The sequence below is a fragment of the Actinoallomurus iriomotensis genome (genome assembly GCF_030269445.1).
Classification (GTDB): domain Bacteria; phylum Actinomycetota; class Actinomycetes; order Streptosporangiales; family Streptosporangiaceae; genus Actinoallomurus; species Actinoallomurus iriomotensis.
The window spans coordinates 420367-437146 of record NZ_BSTJ01000007.1; the positions used below are offsets into that span (position 1 = coordinate 420367).

General features: G+C 72.6%; 12 protein-coding genes. 8 read left to right on the forward strand and 4 right to left on the reverse strand.

Annotated elements, in window-relative coordinates:
- Nucleotides 1–233: 233 nt before the first annotated feature.
- The gene (locus QSK37_RS28740; protein WP_285627146.1) at nucleotides 234–1382 is read left to right on the forward strand and encodes a VWA domain-containing protein; all 1149 of its coding nucleotides are present in this window, start codon (nucleotides 234–236) and stop codon (nucleotides 1380–1382) included.
- Nucleotides 1379–3709, forward strand: coding sequence for a hypothetical protein (locus QSK37_RS28745; protein WP_285627148.1), 2331 nt, complete (start codon nucleotides 1379–1381; stop codon nucleotides 3707–3709). Before QSK37_RS28740 ends, QSK37_RS28745 begins: the two co-directional genes overlap by 4 nt.
- A 116-nt stretch (nucleotides 3710–3825) precedes the next feature.
- On the opposite strand, the gene QSK37_RS28750 is transcribed toward QSK37_RS28745, so the two are convergent.
- Both QSK37_RS28750 and QSK37_RS28755 read right to left on the reverse strand, forming a co-directional pair.
- On the reverse strand, nucleotides 3826–4374 hold the full coding sequence (locus QSK37_RS28750) for an HAD domain-containing protein (protein WP_285627150.1): 549 nt from the start codon (nucleotides 4372–4374) through the stop codon (nucleotides 3826–3828).
- A 14-nt stretch (nucleotides 4375–4388) separates the two neighbouring features.
- Complete coding sequence (locus tag QSK37_RS28755) at nucleotides 4389–5489, reverse strand: NADH:flavin oxidoreductase/NADH oxidase (RefSeq protein WP_285627154.1); 1101 nt, start codon at nucleotides 5487–5489, stop codon at nucleotides 4389–4391.
- A 127-nt stretch (nucleotides 5490–5616) separates the two neighbouring features.
- On the opposite strand from QSK37_RS28755, the gene QSK37_RS28760 reads away from it, so the two are divergent.
- Both QSK37_RS28760 and QSK37_RS28765 read left to right on the forward strand, forming a co-directional pair.
- Nucleotides 5617–5961: an ArsR/SmtB family transcription factor gene (locus QSK37_RS28760; protein WP_285583611.1), complete on the forward strand. Its 345-nt coding sequence runs from the start codon at nucleotides 5617–5619 to the stop codon at nucleotides 5959–5961.
- Between the two features lie 87 nt (nucleotides 5962–6048).
- Complete coding sequence (locus tag QSK37_RS28765; protein WP_285627156.1) at nucleotides 6049–6438, forward strand: response regulator; 390 nt, start codon at nucleotides 6049–6051, stop codon at nucleotides 6436–6438.
- On the opposite strand, the gene QSK37_RS28770 is transcribed toward QSK37_RS28765, so the two are convergent.
- Nucleotides 6425–7063, reverse strand: a complete 639-nt coding sequence (locus QSK37_RS28770; RefSeq protein WP_285627158.1) for a response regulator transcription factor — start codon at nucleotides 7061–7063, stop codon at nucleotides 6425–6427. The two genes, QSK37_RS28765 and QSK37_RS28770, sit on opposite strands and share 14 nt — an antisense overlap.
- A gap of 623 nt (nucleotides 7064–7686) precedes the next feature.
- Here QSK37_RS28770 and QSK37_RS28775 point away from each other — a divergent pair.
- From QSK37_RS28775 to QSK37_RS28790, 4 genes are all read left to right on the forward strand, one after another.
- A complete protein-coding gene (locus QSK37_RS28775) occupies nucleotides 7687–11778 on the forward strand; it encodes a HAMP domain-containing protein (RefSeq protein WP_285627581.1) in 4092 nt (1363 codons plus the stop codon).
- Nucleotides 11779–11884: 106 nt separating this feature from the next.
- Nucleotides 11885–12454: a sigma-70 family RNA polymerase sigma factor gene (locus tag QSK37_RS28780; RefSeq protein WP_285627160.1), complete on the forward strand. Its 570-nt coding sequence runs from the start codon at nucleotides 11885–11887 to the stop codon at nucleotides 12452–12454.
- A 245-nt stretch (nucleotides 12455–12699) separates the two neighbouring features.
- A complete protein-coding gene (locus QSK37_RS28785) occupies nucleotides 12700–15048 on the forward strand; it encodes an ATP-binding protein (protein ID WP_285627162.1) in 2349 nt (782 codons plus the stop codon).
- Between the two features lie 292 nt (nucleotides 15049–15340).
- Nucleotides 15341–15961, forward strand: a complete 621-nt coding sequence (locus tag QSK37_RS28790) for a dihydrofolate reductase family protein (protein WP_285627164.1) — start codon at nucleotides 15341–15343, stop codon at nucleotides 15959–15961.
- Here the strand turns inward: QSK37_RS28790 and QSK37_RS28795 are convergent.
- On the reverse strand, nucleotides 15907–16593 hold the full coding sequence (locus QSK37_RS28795; RefSeq protein ID WP_285627166.1) for a response regulator transcription factor: 687 nt from the start codon (nucleotides 16591–16593) through the stop codon (nucleotides 15907–15909). The two genes, QSK37_RS28790 and QSK37_RS28795, sit on opposite strands and share 55 nt — an antisense overlap.
- Nucleotides 16594–16780 lie beyond the last annotated feature (187 nt).

Below are 16780 nucleotides of genomic sequence, written 5' to 3' on the forward strand. Positions count from 1 at the left end.
CCCGGTGGTCGCTCCTCCCGGCGGGGGAGGCCTCGTGACCGAGCGGAGCGAGGGAATCGACGACACGCCCCGGTGGTCACTCCCCCCGACGAAGGAGGCCTCGTGACCGAGCGGAGCGAGGGAATCGAGGGCACGCCCCGGTGGTCACTCCTCCCGACGAAGGAGGCCTCATGACCGAGCGCGGTGAGGGGACCGACGGCACAGTTCCGGTGACCTCTGGCGGAGGAGATCTCGTGAGCGCACCCGATCCGGGGCTCGAACGCTGGCGGCTGGTGCTCGGCGCGCCCGCCGAGACGTGCACCGGCGGGCTGAACGGTAACGCCGCCGCGAGCGACCGGGCGCTGGACTGGCTCTACGGCCGCGACCCCGACCTGGCTCGCCGCGGCGTACGGCGCGGCGGCACCCGAGAGAGCGGCACCCGTGAGGGCGGCACCGGGCCCTCGGCGCTGACCACGGTCGACTGGCTCGACGACATCCACCGGCTGTTCCCCCGCGAGACCATCGAGCGGCTCGAACGCGACGCCGTCGAGCGGTACCAGATCCACGAGGTGGTCACCGACCCCGACGTCCTGTCCCGGGTCGAGCCCAACCCGACCCTGCTCCGCGCCGTCCTGCGCACCAAGCACCTGATGAACCCCGAGGTCCTGCGGCTCGCGCGGCGCATCGTCGAGGCCGTCGTACGCGACCTGATGAAGCGGATCGTGCCCGAGGTGCGGCAGGCGTTCAGCGGCACCCGTACGCGCCGGCCGAGCCGGTTCCGCCAAGCGCGCAACTTCGACTTCCACGGGACGATCCGGGCGAATCTGGCGCACTACCAGCCGGAGGAGCGGCGGATCCTGATCGAGCACCCGAAGTTCGTGTCGCGCGTACGCCCGCACCTCGAACAGTGGCAGCTCGTGCTCATCGTCGACCAGTCCGGTTCGATGGCCGGGTCGGTGATCCACTCCGCCGTCACCGCCGCCTGCCTGTGGAACCTCCCCGGCCTCAAGACGCACCTCATCGCGTTCGACAGCAACGTGGTGGATCTGACCGCGGACGTCTCCGACCCGGTCGAACTGCTGCTCAAGGTGCAGCTCGGCGGCGGTACGGACATCGCGCGTGCGGTGGAGTACGGCGCGAGCCTGATCGAGAACCCGCGTCGTACGATCCTCGCCGTCATCACCGACTTCTACGAGGGCGGAGACGAGCACCGGCTCGTCCGTACCGTCGCCCGCCTGGCCGAACAGGGCACCCGGGTGCTCGGGCTCGCCGCGCTCGACGAGGAGGCCAACCCCTCCTACGACCGCGCGCTGGCCCAGCGGCTCGCCGACGTCGGCGCCCACGTGGGGGCGATGACACCGGGTCAGCTCGCCGCCTTCGTCGCCGAACGGATCGGCCGATGACGCGCGCCGACCTGCTCGCCCTCGACACCGACGCCCTCGTCGCGCTGGCCAACCGCGGGCTGGTCAAGCGCGCGGCCAGAGAGCTGGACGCCGGCGCCGTACCGGCCCTGTCGACCGACGCCGACGGCACCGTACGCGGGCGGTTCCCCGACGGGGTCGAGGTCGCCTTCCCGGTGGGCGCCGGGCTGGACACGGCCTCGTGTACGTGCCCGGCGACGGGCGTCTGCCGGCACCGTGTCGGGCTCGTCCTCGCCTACCAGCGCGAGACGGAGCCCGCCGAACGGGGGCCGGCGTCGGAGTGGTCGCCGGGAGGCATCGACGACGAGACGCTACGGCAGGTACTGGGCGCCCGGACCCTGACGGCGGCCCGCCGCCGACGCGCCGCGGGCTACTCGGCGTACGTCCACCGGGACGCGCCCGCGCCGTGGGTCGAACTGGCGACCTGCACCGTACGGTTCCTGGTCCCGGGCGAGCTCGGCTACGCCCACACGGACGCGGTCGGCCCCGAACGCGCCGAGGCGATCGCCCTGGCCGTCTGGGCGTTCCGCGAGGCGGACGAGCATGCCCCGGGCGAACGAGAGGTCCGCCTGGACGTGGTCGAGCGGGAGAAGATCCCGGCGGAATCGAGCGGTGGTGCCGCGTCGCGGCAGAGCGGTGCGCGGGGGCCGGAGTCCGGTGCGGGGCCGGGAGCGGACGCAGCGGCGGCGTCAGGTGGCGGTACGGGAGCGTCCGGCGGCGGTGCTGCGTCGCGGGAGAACGGATCCGGGCCGGGTGGAGATGCCGGGTTGCGGGAGGGCGATGCGGGGGCCAGGCCGGGAGAGGGCGGAGCGGCGGGGCCGGCGCCGGGTGGCGGATCCGGGCCGGGTGGAGATGCCGGGCTGCGGGAGGGCGGTACGGGGGCATCGGACGGGGCCGGGCCGCAGGACGGCGGAGCGGCGGGGCCGGGTGGCCGGGGCGGTGCGGTCGGTGATCGGGCTGGGGGTCGCGAGGGCGGTCTGGCCAGGCCGGGCGTCGAGGTTCCGGCCGGTATGGAGTCCGCTGCCGGGCTCGCCACCGAGTTGCTGGCCGAGGGGGCGATGCACGCCGGTCCGGTGCTCGGGGCGGCGTTGCGGCGGATGTGCCGGACCGTCGGCGAGCAGGGGCTGCACTGGCCCGCCGGGGCGTTGGAGGACCTCGTCGAGCAACTGGACGCGTACGCCGCGCGGGGCGCGCGCTACTCGGCGGAGCACTACGCCGAACTCCTCACCGAACTGCACGCGCGCAGGCGTGCGGCCGCCGCCGGTGGGCTGCGTTCGCAGATCCTGGGTGGCGGTGAACCGGGCCGTACGCCGCTGCGCCGCGTACGGCTCGTGAGCCTCGGCTGCCGCGTCGGCGGCACGGTGGACGAACGCGTCGCCGAGGTGTTCTTCGCGCACGCCGGCGACGGGACGGTGCTGGTGCTGCGGCGGCGCTGGGACGTACCGCCGGACACGCAACCGACAGGGCACGACCTGGCCGGACGCCGGGTCGCGGGCACGTCGCTCGGGGCTCTGGCCGTGGCCAACCTGGTCTCGGAGTCCGCCTCGCGCAGCGCCAGCCGGGTCGTGCACATCGCGCCGGGCCGGGTCGCCAGGACGACGGTCACGCCGGTGGGCGACGCCTGGTCACGGCTGCCCGCACCGGTGATGGTCCGCGACCTCGCGGCGGCGTCCCGCGCGCTGGAGGAGCTGCCGCCCCGGCTCATCCGGCCACGGGTGGCGGCCGAGCACGTACGGGTCGTCGAGGTCGCCGAGGTGCGTGAGGTCGGCTATCACCCGGGCGCCCAGCGGCTGGACGCCGAGATCGCGGACGCGGAGGGAGGCACCGCCAGGCTTACGGCGGAGTACCGCGCACACTGTCCGGGAGCCCTGGACGTCCTCGCCGCCGCGCTGGCCGACGGCCCCCGCGTCATCACCGGTTTCCTGCGCCGCGGCCGGGGCGCCCTGGTGATCGACCCGATCGCGGTCCTGACCGCCGGAGGCGTCACGGTGCCGGACCTCGCTCCGGGCGAGGGCGACGGCGACCTGGCCGTCCACGTGCCCACCGCACGAGACCGCCTGGACACGGCACTGGAGGCGGCGCTCACGGCCTTCGCGGAGATCGCCCACCGCGGGCTACGCCACGCGACGCCGGGCGTCCACCGGAGAATCGAGGAGGCGGCCGCCGAACTCCGCCGGGTCGGCCTGACGGCGACGGCGGACGCGGCGACCGCCTTCCTGGCGGCCTCCCGGATCGGCGAGGCGGACGCGATGACCCGAACCTGGGTCGACGCCCAACTCCGCCTCATCACCGCCGCCGACCTCCGCTGACAGACCGCCCGCCGACCACGATGTGGCCGCCGCCCGTGCCGATCCCGGTCGTCGGAGTCCGGGGCCGTCGCCCTCGTGTGGAGAGTGGTTTTCGCGGACGTTCCACGGGCCGCGTGTCACCCGGCGGGAGCGGCTCGGCGCCAGGTCAGGAGGCGCTCCACGTGATGGCGGGCGAGTCCGTCGTCCGGGGCGACCGGGACGAGCAGGATGCCCCGATAGGGCCACGCCTGCCGCCGGACTCGCATCGGGATGACGTCGTCGACCCAGGCGAACGGGCGGCCGTCGGCGTGGCGGAGGATCGGGGCCCACTTGCGTGACTCGAAGAGCTGGAGGATGCCGAACCTCGGGTCGTCATGCCGGCGCCGGTACGCGGAGAACTCCACGACCGGCAGTTCCGGCAGGCCGAGCAGCGGGCCGAGGTGCTCATTGGCGAGATGTTCCCATGTCGTCGCCCAGACGAGCTCGTAGCGTGCGGAGAGTTCCCGCAGCCAGCCGCCGTGTTCCGGGCAGAGCCGGACGGCCGGTCCGCCCGTCTCGTGGCGTACGAACCGTGCCGGGTCGGAGGGCGACAGGGGGTTCAGCACCCCGTCGACGTCCAGGTACAGCAACGGCCGGTCGGCCGGCCGGCTCCCCGGCCGGGGAACACCGCGGATGCCCCACGCCATGGGATCAGGGCTCGTCAGAAGGCGCGCAGGTACTGGTCGGGCCAGGACGGGGCGGCACCGAGTTCGTGGGCGGCGCGGTTGGGCCAGTAGGGGTCGCGCAGCAGCTCACGGGCCAACAGTACGGCGTCGGCCTGCCCCGAGGCGATGATCTCCTCGGCCTGCCGCGGTTGCGTGATCTCGCCGACCGCGCCGACGGGGAGGTCGGTCTCGGCCTTCACCTTGGCCGCGAACGGCACCTGGTAGCCCGGGCCGGTGGTGATCCGTGCCCTGGGGGCGGCGCCGCCGCTGGAGACGTCGAGCAGGTCGACGCCGTGGGCGAGCAGTTCCTTGGCGAGGCGTACGGTGTCGTCGACGGTCCAGCCCTCGCGGTCGTCCTCCGGGTTCTCGGTCAGCCAGTCGGTCGCCGACACGCGGTAGACCAGCGGCAGCGAGGCCGGCCACACCGCGCGTACGGCGTCGACCACCTCCAGGGCGAACCTCGTCCGGTTCTCGAACGAGCCGCCGTACTCATCGGTGCGCCGGTTGGTGTGCGGGGAGACGAACTCGTGGATCAGGTAGCCGTGCGCGCCGTGGAGTTCGATCACCTGGAAGCCGGCGTCCAAGGCGCGCCGGGCGGCGGCCGCGAAGTCGTCGGCGATGCCGTGGATCTGCTCGCGGGTCAGTTCGGCCGGCGTCGGGTCGCCGTCGTGGAAGGCCACCGGGCTCGGCGCGACCGGCCGCCAGCCGTACGGGTCGTCGGGTGAGATGGCCCGGCCGCCGCGCCACGGGCGCTCGGTGGAGGCCTTCCGCCCCGCGTGGGCGAGCTGGATGCCGGGCACGCTGCCGTGTTCACGCAGGAAACCGGTGATGCGGGCGAGTCCGCGCTGCTGGCGGTCGTTCCACAGGCCGAGATCCGCAGGGCTGATCCGGCCCTCCGGGTTGACCGCGGCGGCCTCGGTGAAGATCAAGCCCGCGCCGCCCACGGCACGCGCCGCCAGGTGGGCGAGGTGCCAGTCGCCGGCGACCCCGGTGTCCGGTCCCTCGTCGGGCGCGGAATACTGGCACATCGGCGACATCCAGATCCGGTTCGGGATCCGCACGTCTCGCAGGGTCAGGGGCTCGAACAGTGCGCTCACGGCCGCGCTCCTCCATCATGGTCCGGTACGAAAGACGCCATAGTACGGCGCTTATCGAACTACGATACACGTCAAATTACGACGGCTCTCGTACAATGGGCGGAGCCGGCGGCGAAGGGAGCCCACCGTGACCGTCCGGACCCTCGATCACCCCACTCGCGCGGAGATCAGGCTGGAGGCCGTCCTCCACGCGCTGTCCGATCCGGTACGCCTCCAGGTGGTGCGCTTCCTGGCCGGGTTGGCGGAGGGGGAGGAGGCGCCGTGCTCGGCCATCGACCTGGCGGTCACCAAGTCGACCACGACCCACCACTTCCGCGTACTGCGTGAGGCCGGTGTGATCCACCAGGTCTACCGGGGCACGGCCAAGATGACCGCGATCCGCCGGGACGACCTCGACGCGCTCTTCCCAGGCCTGCTCGACGCGGTGCTGACGGCCGACGCCACCCAGCGGTCACGCGTGCCGGTCGGCTGACCGCCACGGCCGGGTGTGGTTGTCCACCAGGGCGTCTGGGGGCGGCCCACCATGCGGGACCGGGGCCTGCGGAGTCATATTGGAGACATGGACATGCGCTGCCTTGTCGTCGACGACGACACCGGCTTCCGCACCGCCCTGTGTCACATGCTCGAACGCGGCGGGGCGGTCGTCGCGGCCACGGCCTCGAACGGCGCGGAGGCGGTCGAGCGCGCGACGGACACCCACCCCGACATCGTGCTGGTCGACGTCCGCCTGGGGTCCGAGAGCGGTTTCGACGTCGCCTGTCGCATCGACGAGAGTGCCGCCGGCACGGGCTGGAGTCCGGTCGTCATCCTGGTGTCGACCCAGGCCGAGGATGAATTGACCGCGTTGGTGGCCGCCCATCCGGCGTTCGGCTTCCTTGACAAGACCACCGTCTCGCCCGCGCGCATCCGGGAACTCCTGTCCGCGTCCAGCGGTTCTAACCGGCGTTGAGGAAGGCGAGGACCGCGAGGACCCGCCGGTGGTCGGCGTCGGTCTCCGGCAGGCACAGCTTGGTCAGGATGCTGTGCACGTGCTTCTCCACCGTGGGCTCGGTTATCCACAGCTTGTGGACGATGCCGGCGTTCGACCGGCCTTCCGCCATCAGGGCGAGGACCTCGCGTTCGCGCGCGCTCAGCTTGGCCAGCGGGTCGACGCGCCGGTGAGCGGCGAAGAGCCGCTGCACGAGGTACGGGTCGATCACCGAACCGCCCTTGCGGACGCGCTCCAGCGCGTCGATCAGCTCGGACGGGTCGGTGACCCGCGTCTTGAGGAGGTAGCCGATGCGGTCACCGCCGGACAGGAGTTCCAGGGCGTGGTCCACCTCGACGTACCCCGACAGCACCAGGATCGCCACGGAGGGGAACCGCCGGCGGATCTCCGTCGCCGCCTGGAGTCCCTCGGTGGTGCCCGTCGGCGGCATGCGCACGTCCACGACCGCCAGGTCGGGAAGGTGCTCGCGGACCAGTTCGAGCAGCCGTGCGCCGTCGCCGGCCTGGCCGACCACGTCGAATCCCTCGCGTGTCAGCAGGCTCGCCATGCCCTCGCGCAACAGGACGTCGTCGTCCGCGAGGACCACGCGTCCTCGTTGAGGGACCGGGCCATCGGGTTCGTGCCCGATCTCGGGCCGCCACTGTCCTAGCATCGCCAGCTTCCATGCTACGCGCGCCACCGTACGACCAGCGGTGATGCCCGAACGTCACGGTGTACTCCCGCGGTGTCATCGGCCGGGCGCAGGTCTCGAAGGAGTGGGCGGGACGCGACCTGGATCGACGATACGGAGGGAATCATGGCGACATACTCGCCAATCAGCGGCTTGTCCCATAGGGTCAAAACCAATACGGCGACGGGGGATGTCGCGTACGGCGATGCGAGGCTCGCCACAACATGATCGTCCAGGCGCGGCCTGGACCGGTTCGTACCCTGCCCGCCGTCTCCTGCCGGGCGGGGCCGGACGACACGGTCGCCCGCTTCCGTCCGTCGGACTGCGGTTGACGGGCGCCGCCGATGCCCTCACTTCGGACCCGATCAGGTCAGTCCGGCGTACCGGCTCGTGCTCCGATCCGCGCCCACAGATGAGCGCCGGAGGACCGGCCGTACGGGGGGAATTTCCACGTGAGCACGACTACGGCAAGAGAAGTGAATCATCCGCCCGGCGACGGATGGATCCGGGTGAGCGAGCTCCGGCCGCTGCTGGCCGCGATGCCGGCCCTGCGCGACGGCGACTTCCGGGCGCGGTTGCCCGCCGAGCACGAGGGGATCACGGCGGACCTGGCACGGGCGTTCAACCAGATCGCCGACCGGCACGAGCACTTCGCCGGCGAACTGGCCCGGGTGACCCGTGAGGTGGTACGCCACGGCCGGCTGGACGAGCGTCTCTGCCCGGCGCCGGGCGGCGCCTGGTCGGGGAGCGTCGACTCGGTGAACACGCTGATCGACGCGCTGGTGATCCCCACGGCGAACGCCACCCGGGTGCTGGACGCGGTGGCGGGCGGCGACCTGTCCCAGCGGATGGACACCGGCGACGGCAAGCACCCGCTGCGCGGCGACCTGCGTCGGCTCGGCCAGCGGATCAACCAGATGGTCGACCAGCTGTCGATGTTCACCGGCGAGGTCACCCGCCTGGCCCGTGAGGTCGGCACGGAGGGCCGGCTCGGCGGACGTGCGAAGGTGCGCGGGCTGTCGGGCAGCTGGCGTGACGTGACCGAGGCGGTCAACACGATGGCCGACCGGCTGACCGCCCAGGTGCGCGACATCGCGGTGGTCACCAAGGCGGTGGCGAGCGGCGACCTGACCCGGTCCGTGACGGTCGAGGCGACCGGCGAGCTGCTGGAGCTGAAGCTGACCGTCAACACGATGGTGGATCAGCTGTCGGCGTTCGCCGGTGAGGTGACGCGGGTGGCCGGCGAGGTCGGCACGGAGGGGCGGCTCGGCGGCCGGGCGCAGGTCCGCGGTGTGTCGGGGGTGTGGAAGGACCTGACCGACAACGTGAACTTCATGGCGTCGAACCTGACGTACCAGGTGCGCAACATCGCCCAGGTCACCACGTCGGTGGCGAACGGCGACCTGTCCAAGAAGATCACGGTGGACGCGCAGGGCGAGATCCTCCAGCTCAAGTCGACCGTCAACACGATGGTGGATCAGCTGTCGGCGTTCGCCGGTGAGGTGACGCGGGTGGCCCGCGAGGTCGGCACGGACGGCAACCTCGGCGGCCGGGCCCAGGTGCCCGGCGTCTCGGGGGTATGGAAGGACCTCACCGACAACGTCAACTTCATGGCGGACAACCTGACGTCCCAGGTGCGCAACATCGCCCAGGTCGCGACCGCGGTCGCGCGCGGCGACCTGGGCAAGAAGATCGACGTCGACGCCCGCGGCGAGATCCTCGAGCTGAAGACGACGATCAACACGATGGTGGATCAGCTGTCGGCGTTCGCCGGTGAGGTGACGCGGGTGGCCCGCGAGGTCGGCACCGAGGGCAACCTCGGCGGGCAGGCCCAGGTCCGCGGCGTGTCGGGGGTGTGGAAGGACCTGACCGACAACGTGAACTTCATGGCGTCGAACCTGACGTCGCAGGTCCGCAACATCGCCCAGGTCACCACGTCGGTCGCGAACGGCGACCTGTCCAAGAAGATCTCCGTGGACGCCCAGGGCGAGATCCTCCAGCTGAAGACCACGGTGAACACCATGGTCGACCAGCTGTCCGCCTTCGCGGACGAGGTCACGCGCGTGGCCCGCGAGGTCGGCACCGAGGGCAACCTGGGCGGCCGCGCGCAGGTCCGCGGCGTGTCCGGGGTCTGGAAGGACCTCACCGACAACGTCAACTTCATGGCCGCCAACCTGACCTCGCAGGTGCGCAACATCGCCCAGGTCGCGACGGCCGTCGCCCAGGGCGATCTGGGCGCGAAGATCGACGTCGACGCCCGCGGCGAGATCCTGGAACTGAAGACGACGATCAACACGATGGTCGACACGCTGTCGTCGTTCTCCTCGGAGGTCACCCGTGTGGCCCGCGAGGTCGGCAGCGAGGGCCGGCTGGGCGGCCAGGCGCGGGTCGAGGGCGTGCACGGCACCTGGAAGCGCCTGACCACGAACGTGAACGAGCTGGCCCGCAACCTCACCACCCAGGTCCGCGCGATCGCCGAGGTCACCTCGGCCGTCGCCCAGGGCGACATGTCGCGCCACATCACCGTCGAGACGCACGGCGAGGTCTCGGAGCTGAAGGACAACATCAACCTGATGGTCTCCAACCTCCGCGAGACGACGCGGGCGAAGGACTGGCTGGAGTCCAACCTGACCCGTCTCGCCGGCCTGATGCAGGGCCACCGTGACCTGGTGGAGGTCGCCGACCTGATCCTGCGGGAGCTGACCCCGCTGGTGAACGCCCAGTACGGCGCGTTCTTCCTCGCCGACACCGAGGCCGGCGACGACTGGCCCGGCCGCCCGGCCGGTCACCGGCGCGGCCTCGCGCTGATCGCCGGGTACGGCCTGCAGGACGGCGACACCGAGTCGTCCGGAGCGCTCGCCCAGGGCCTCGTGTGGCAGGCCGCCCGGGAGAAGAAGCGCCTGCTCCTGGAGGACATCCCGCCGAACTACATCAAGATCAGTTCCGGGCTGGGGCAGTCGTCCCCGGCCAGCATCGTCATCATCCCGATCCTGTTCGAGGACACGCTGCTCGGCATCATCGAGCTGGCGTCGTTCTCCCGCTTCTCCGACGTGCACCTGGCGTTCTTCGACCAGTTCGTCACCACGATCGGCGTCGCGCTCAACACGATCCTCGCCAACGCCCGCACCGAGATGCTGCTCGCCGAGTCCCAGAACCTCGCGCAGCAGCTGCAGGAGCGCTCCGACGAGCTCCAACGGCAGCAGGGCGAGCTCCAGCACTCCAACGAGGAGCTGGCCGAGAAGGCCGCCCTGCTGGCCTCCTCGTCGCAGTACAAGTCGGAGTTCCTGGCCAACATGTCGCACGAGCTGCGCACGCCGCTCAGCTCGATGCTGATCTACGCGCGGCTGCTGGCCGACAACGCGCGGCGGAACCTCTCGGACGAGGAGGTGACCTTCGCCACCAGCATCCACCGCTCCGGTTCCGACCTGTTGCAGCTGATCAACGACATTCTCGACCTGTCGAAGGTGGAGGCCGGCCGCCTCGACATCCGCCCGAAGAAGCTGCCGCTGGTCACGCTGCTCGACTACGTGAACGCGACGTCCCGGCCCATCGCCCGCGACCGCGGCCTGGACTTCGAGGTGCACGTGGCCCAGGACGCGCCCGGCGAGCTGTTCTCCGACGAGCAGCGGCTCCAGCAGATCCTGCGCAACCTGCTGTCGAACGCGATCAAGTTCACGCCGCAGGGACGGGTCACACTCCGCGTCGAACGCGCCGGCGCCGAGGCCGCCCGCGACCTCGGCGACACCATCGCCTTCACGGTGGAGGACACCGGCATCGGCATCGCCCGCGAGAAGCTCGGCACGATCTTCGAGGCGTTCGAGCAGGCCCACGGCGCCGGCAGCCACAAGTACGGCGGCACCGGCCTGGGCCTGTCGATCAGCCGCGAGCTCGCGACGCTGCTCGGCGGCCGCATCACCGCGGAGAGCGAGCCCGGCGTCGGCAGCTCCTTCACCCTGTACGTCCCGGTCGTGCACCCGGGCCATCCGGTGGTCGCTGAGCCGCCGGTCCTGGTGGGCAGGGTCGCGCCGGGAGCCATCGCCGAGGACGAGGACACGGACGCCATGCGCTGGCAGGCGCGGGACGACCGGCCCGGCGCCGCGACGCGGCTGGAGGAGTGGAACGCCGAACGCGCCGCGCGGATGCTGTCGGGCAAGGTCCTCATCGTCGACGACGACATCCGTATCGTCATCGCGCTGACCCGCCTGCTGGCACGTGTCGGCCTGCCCGTCCGGTACGCGCTGAACGGCCGGGAGGCGATCGAGATCCTCGAGCGCGACCCGGACGTGTCGCTCGTGCTGATGGACATCATGATGCCGGTGATGGACGGGTACGAGGCCATCCGGGCGATCCGCGCCGAGTCGCGGTTCGCGAGCCTGCCGATCGTCGTGCTCAGCGCCAAGGCCATCCCCGGCGAACGCGAGAAGGCCCTGGCGAGCGGCGCCAACGAGTACCTGCAAAAGCCCGTCGTCGACGTGGACCGGCTGCTGAAGATCGCGTGCGACCTGCTCGACCCGATGGCCGCCGAGAAGACCTGCGACGGCTCGCGGGCGGAGCGGCCGGGCCCGCGCGACTCCGGGACCGGTCCGGAGCCCCGCGAGGACGGTCCGGCGACCGGCGACACGGAGACGTGAGGGGGTTCTGCCCGGAAGTTCTGCCTGTGCTTCTGCCTGGCCCGTGACCAGGGCGCTTGTTTGCATCGTCACGTCGGAGATGACCGCGTGAAGCTGGAGCGCCCCCATGAGTCCCCTCGCACCGGAACGCCACCGCCGCCCGTCCCGCGACACCGGCCCGCTGCCGGAGGACGAGGGCCGGACTCTGGTCCACCGGCTGTACGCCGACCACGGCGCGATGCTGCTCGCCTACGTCACCCGGTTGCTGTCCGACCCGTACCAGGCCGAGGACGTCGTCCAGGAGACCATGCTCCGCGCCTGGCGCAACGCCGGGCGCCTGAGCTCCGGGCAGGGCTCCACCGCGGCCTGGCTGAGGCGTGTGGCGCACAACATCTGCGTGGACCGGTTCCGCGCCCGCCGGGCGCGCCCGGCGGAGGTCGCCGCGGACGCCGCCGCCGCCCCGTCCGCGGAGGACCACGCGGGCGCCGTCGTGGACTCCGTGGTCGTCGCCAGGGCCTTATCCCGGCTCGGGCCCGCCCACCGTGAGGTCCTCAGCGTGGTCTACTTCGCCGACCGTACGGCGGCCGAGGCCGCCGTGCTGCTGGACCTGCCCGTCGGGACCGTCAAGTCGCGCGTCCACCACGCCCTGCGCCGGCTCCGGCTGCACATCGACGAGCTGATGGACGAACCGGCGTAAGGGGGCCGGCCGGTTCACACTCGACCCGCCGCCGATCTAGGCGTTCCGCCGTGCGCGGAGGCAGGATTGGCAGGCGTGCCGAAATCCGGGTGCGGCGGTTCGCCGTCGCACCCGGAGGGCGGCGCGGCCGGGATCCGTGGCGGCCGTGTTTCCGATGCAAGCAGGGGCTCGCCCGGCCCGGCCAGGCAGAAGTACCGGCAGAAGTAGGCGTTCGCCGGTCGCGGCCGACGGCGGGTGAGGTGGCGATGGTACGGACCGGAGCGTTCGGCGAGCTCCTGCGCGGATACCGGCACGCGGCGGAGCTGACCATCGAGGATCTCGCCTCCGCCTCCGGCGTCAGCGTCCGCGCGATCGGCGACATGGAGCGCGGGCGCAGCCGGGGCCCTCAGCGGCGTACGGTGGCGGCGCTCGCGGACGCGCTCGGGCTCGGGCCGGTGGAACGGCGGGCGCTGGAGGACGCGGCGCGGGCGGGACGGCCGCGCGCCCCGGCGTCCTCGGCGGGCGGTTGCGAGCCGCCGCGGGGCGTGGGCGACTTCACCGGCCGTGCCGCCGAGCTCGCCCGGCTGAAGCACCTCACCGCCGAGGCCGCCGGAGACGGCCCGGCCGTGGTCGCCACCGTGTCGGGCGGTCCGGGCATGGGCAAGACCGCGCTCATCGTGCACGCGGCGGAGCTGTTCGCGGACCGCTTTCCCGACGGCTGTCTCTTCATCGACCTGCGCGGCATGGACGCCACCCCGGTCGCCGCCGGAGCCGCGCTGACCCGCCTGCTGAGGGCCTTCGGCGTGGCCGAGGCCAGGATCCCGAAGGACGAGGAGGAGCGCGCCGGCTTCTACCGTTCCGCACTGCGCGACCGGCGGAGCCTCATCCTGCTGGACAACGCCCTCGACGAGGCTCAGGTGCGCCCGCTGCTGCCGGGAGGCGGTCGCAGCCTGGTGCTGATCACCAGCCGCCGGTCGCTCGCCGGTCTCGAAGGGGTGCACCAGGTTCCCCTGGCCGGAATGCCGGTGGAGGACTCGGTCGCGATGCTGCGCCGCATCCTCGGCGGCGAACGCGGCGGGGCCGGCGACCTGGATTCCGTCGCGGGGCTGTGCGGTCACCTGCCGCTCGCGATGCGGATCGCGGGCAACCGACTGCTGAGCCGGCCCGGCTGGACCGCCGGGCAGCTCGCGGGGCGGCTCGCCGACGAGGAGCGACGGCTCGACTTACTCGCCGCCGGCGACCTGCACGTGGCCGCGGCGTTCGCCCTGTCGTACCGGCACCTGTCCGGTCGCGCGGCCGAGCTGTTCCGGCGTCTCGCGCTCGTCCCAGGGCCCGACTTCGGGGTGGCGATCGGCGCCGTGCTCGCGGGCGTCACGCCGGACGAGGCGGAGGACGCGCTCGAGGAGCTCGTCGAGCTCGGCCTGCTCCAGGCGCCGTATCTCGCGCGCTACCGGCTGCACGACCTCGTCCGGCTGTTCGCCCGCGCCCGGCTGACCGAAGAGGAGCCGGAAGACGCGCGCCGGAGGGTCCTCCGCCGTATGAACTCCTGGTTGCTCGACGTCACGACCGTCGCGGGCCGGTGGTTCGAGCCGGAGTACGGCGAGCCGCCGGCCGGCTTCGACGGCCTCGTGTCGCTGGGCACTCGCGAGGAGGCACGGGCCTGGCTGGAGGGCGAGAGCGCCAACTGGCTGGCCGCGCTGCGCTCGGCCGCGAAGGAAGGCGAGCACGCCCGGGTGGTCGAGGTGACCGGCGCGCTGCACTGGTTCTCCGACCTGGTGGTGCACTGGGACGACTGGGTGGAGCTGTTCGAGCTGTCGAGCGGCGCAGCCCGCGCGCTGGGGGACCGGCACGCCGAGATCGTCCACCTCAACTACCTCGCCTGGGCGCTGTGCGCCTGCCAGGGGCGTTTCCAGGACAGCGTGGACCGCGCGATGCGGGCGTACGAGCTGGCGGTGGAGGAGGGCGACCTGCGCGAGCAGGGCTGGGCGCTGCAGTACGCCGGCCTGGCCCTGCGGCGGATTCCCGGCTCGCTGGAGGCGGCCGCCGACCACACTCGCGAGGCCATCGCCCGGTTCGAGGCGGCCGAGGAGTGGGACGGCCGCCGCCAGGCCATGAGCGCCTACGGCGACGTTCTGCGGTTCCTCGGCCGTCCCCGTGAGGCCCTCGCGCAGCATCGCGCGCTGCTCGAAGAGCTGCGCGATCCGGCGTACCGAGGCGGGCCCTTCCTTCGCCGTACGACGTTGGCCCTGGTGCTGGCCCGCCTCGGCGCCGACCACGCGGCGCTGGGCGAATGGCGGGCGGCGGCGGACAGCCTGCGGGAGTCGATCCCGCTGCTGCGCACGCAGGGCGGTCCGCTCTGGGTCGGCGACCGCAGCCATGATCTCGGCGTCGCCCTGCGGGAGCTGGGCGAGGCGGAGGCGGCTCGAAAGGCCTTCGAGGAGGCTCTGGCCTGCTACGCCGCGATCGGCGACGAGCGTGCCGAGAGCGTACGCGCGGAGATCGCGGCCCTCGACGGCGGCTCTCAGGCGGAGCGGCCGGGCGTACGCGCCTCCGGGCCGGGTCCGAAGGTCCGCCAGGCCGGTACGGCGAACGAGGGCACGGACGCGAGCAGGTAGACGCCCGCGAAGACGACGACGGTGCGCCCGCCGACCGTGGTGAGCGCGCCGGCGGCAGCCCGCCGAACGGCATCCCCGCGTACGCGCCCGCGCCGACCGCGCCGACGAGCAGGCCGCCGAGCAGCGCGCCCACCATCTTGGCGCCGCGGTACCCCCGTGCCGTGTGGCGGTCTCCGCGCATCGCCGACAATGAGAGGAGTCTTGACAAAAAAAGTTGTCGGTATCAGGGTGGGGGCACGCGATCACGACGGCAGGACCCTGCCGCGGATCCCAGGAAGCCAGGAGAGCAGCGATGAAACTGACCGTGACCACGTTCCTGTCCCTCGACGGCGTCATGCAGGGCCCCGGCGGCCCCGAGGAGGACCCGAGCGGCGGGTTCGACCTCGGCGGCTGGCTGGTGCCCTTCGCGGACGAGGACATGGGCCGTCACGTCGTCGAGTGGTTCGCGACGGCGGACGCGCTCCTGCTCGGCCGTACGACCTACGAGATCTTCGCCTCGCACTGGCCCCGCGTCACCGACCCGAACGACCCGGTGGCCGCCGCGATCAACACCCTGCCGAGGTACGTCGCGACCCGGACCCTGGAGACGGCCGCGTGGGAGGGCACCACCCTGCTCAAGGGCGACGTGGTGGAGCAGGTCAGGGAGCTGAAGGATCGACCCGGCCGCGACCTGCAGGTGCACGGCAGCGCGGGTCTCCTCCAGACCCTGGTGGCCCACGACCTGGTCGACGAGTACCGGCTGTTCGTGTACCCGGTGGTGCTCGGCCGGGGCAAGCGCCTCTTCGGATCCGGCGCCGTGCCCGCGACCATGCGCCACGTGGCGACCCGGACGACCGGCGCCGGCGTCACCGTGCACACCTACGAGCGCGCCGGCGACCCGGCGTTCGGCTCCTTCGCGCTCGACCCCTCCTGACGACCTTCGGGGAGCAGCCCCGTGCGGGTGGCGGCGGCGACCGCCTCACCGCGGCTGTGCGCGCCGAGCTTGCGCAGGATGTGCTTCACGTGGTCACGGGCGGTGTGCTCGCTCATGCCCAGCCGGGCCGCGATCGCTCGCGCGCCGAGGTCCTCGCCCATCAGCGCCAGCACCTCGCCCTCGCGCCGGGTGAGGGCGACCCGCTCCTCCTGGGCGGCCTGCGCGTGCCCGGCACGACGGAACTCGGCGATCAGCGCTGTGAACGTGCCGCCCGCCACCATCGCGCGGGCCGTCGGAGGCGTGCGGATCGCCGCGAGGACGTCGGGGAACGGCCCGTCCTTGGCCAGGAACCCGGCGGCTCCCGCCGCGAAGGCGGCGGCGAACAGTTCCGCCGTGGCGTCCGCGGTCAGGACGAAGACCCGGACGTCCGGGCACGCCGCCTTGATCAGCCGGGTGCCGCTGATGCCGTCGGCGCCCGGCAGGTGGACGTCCATGAGCACGACGTCCGGAGCACGCGCACGGGCCAGCAGCAGCCCCTCCTCGGCGGTGCTCGCCGCCCCGACGCACTCCAGGTCCGGCTGCGCGTCGATGGCGATCGCGAGAGCCTCGGCGAGGGTTCGCTGATCTTCCACGAGCAGTACTCGTGTCATCCGAACGCACGGCCCATGATCGGCTTGCCTCCAGACGGCCCGTGACCGCCGCCGGACCCGGTGTCCGGACCGTACGGCGCGGGTAGGCCGAGGAACAGGACATTTCCTAGCGTACCCAGGCATGTCATCCCACCGGCGACCCGAGCGCGGTGAGGGCACCTGAGAGCAC

Excerpts from the sequence above, each read along its gene's own strand:
- QSK37_RS28745 (WP_285627148.1), top strand. The coding sequence starts at position 1,379 with ATGACGCGCGCCGACCTGCTCGCCCTCGACACCGACGCCCTCGTCGCG.
- QSK37_RS28765 (WP_285627156.1), top strand. The coding sequence starts at position 6,049 with ATGGACATGCGCTGCCTTGTCGTCGACGACGACACCGGCTTCCGCACC.
- QSK37_RS28785 (WP_285627162.1), top strand. The coding sequence starts at position 12,700 with ATGGTACGGACCGGAGCGTTCGGCGAGCTCCTGCGCGGATACCGGCAC.
- QSK37_RS28780 (WP_285627160.1), top strand. The coding sequence starts at position 11,885 with ATGAGTCCCCTCGCACCGGAACGCCACCGCCGCCCGTCCCGCGACACC.
- QSK37_RS28790 (WP_285627164.1), top strand. The coding sequence starts at position 15,341 with ATGAAACTGACCGTGACCACGTTCCTGTCCCTCGACGGCGTCATGCAG.
- QSK37_RS28775 (WP_285627581.1), top strand. The coding sequence starts at position 7,687 with ATGCCGGCCCTGCGCGACGGCGACTTCCGGGCGCGGTTGCCCGCCGAG.
- QSK37_RS28750 (WP_285627150.1), bottom strand. The coding sequence starts at position 4,374 with ATGGCGTGGGGCATCCGCGGTGTTCCCCGGCCGGGGAGCCGGCCGGCC.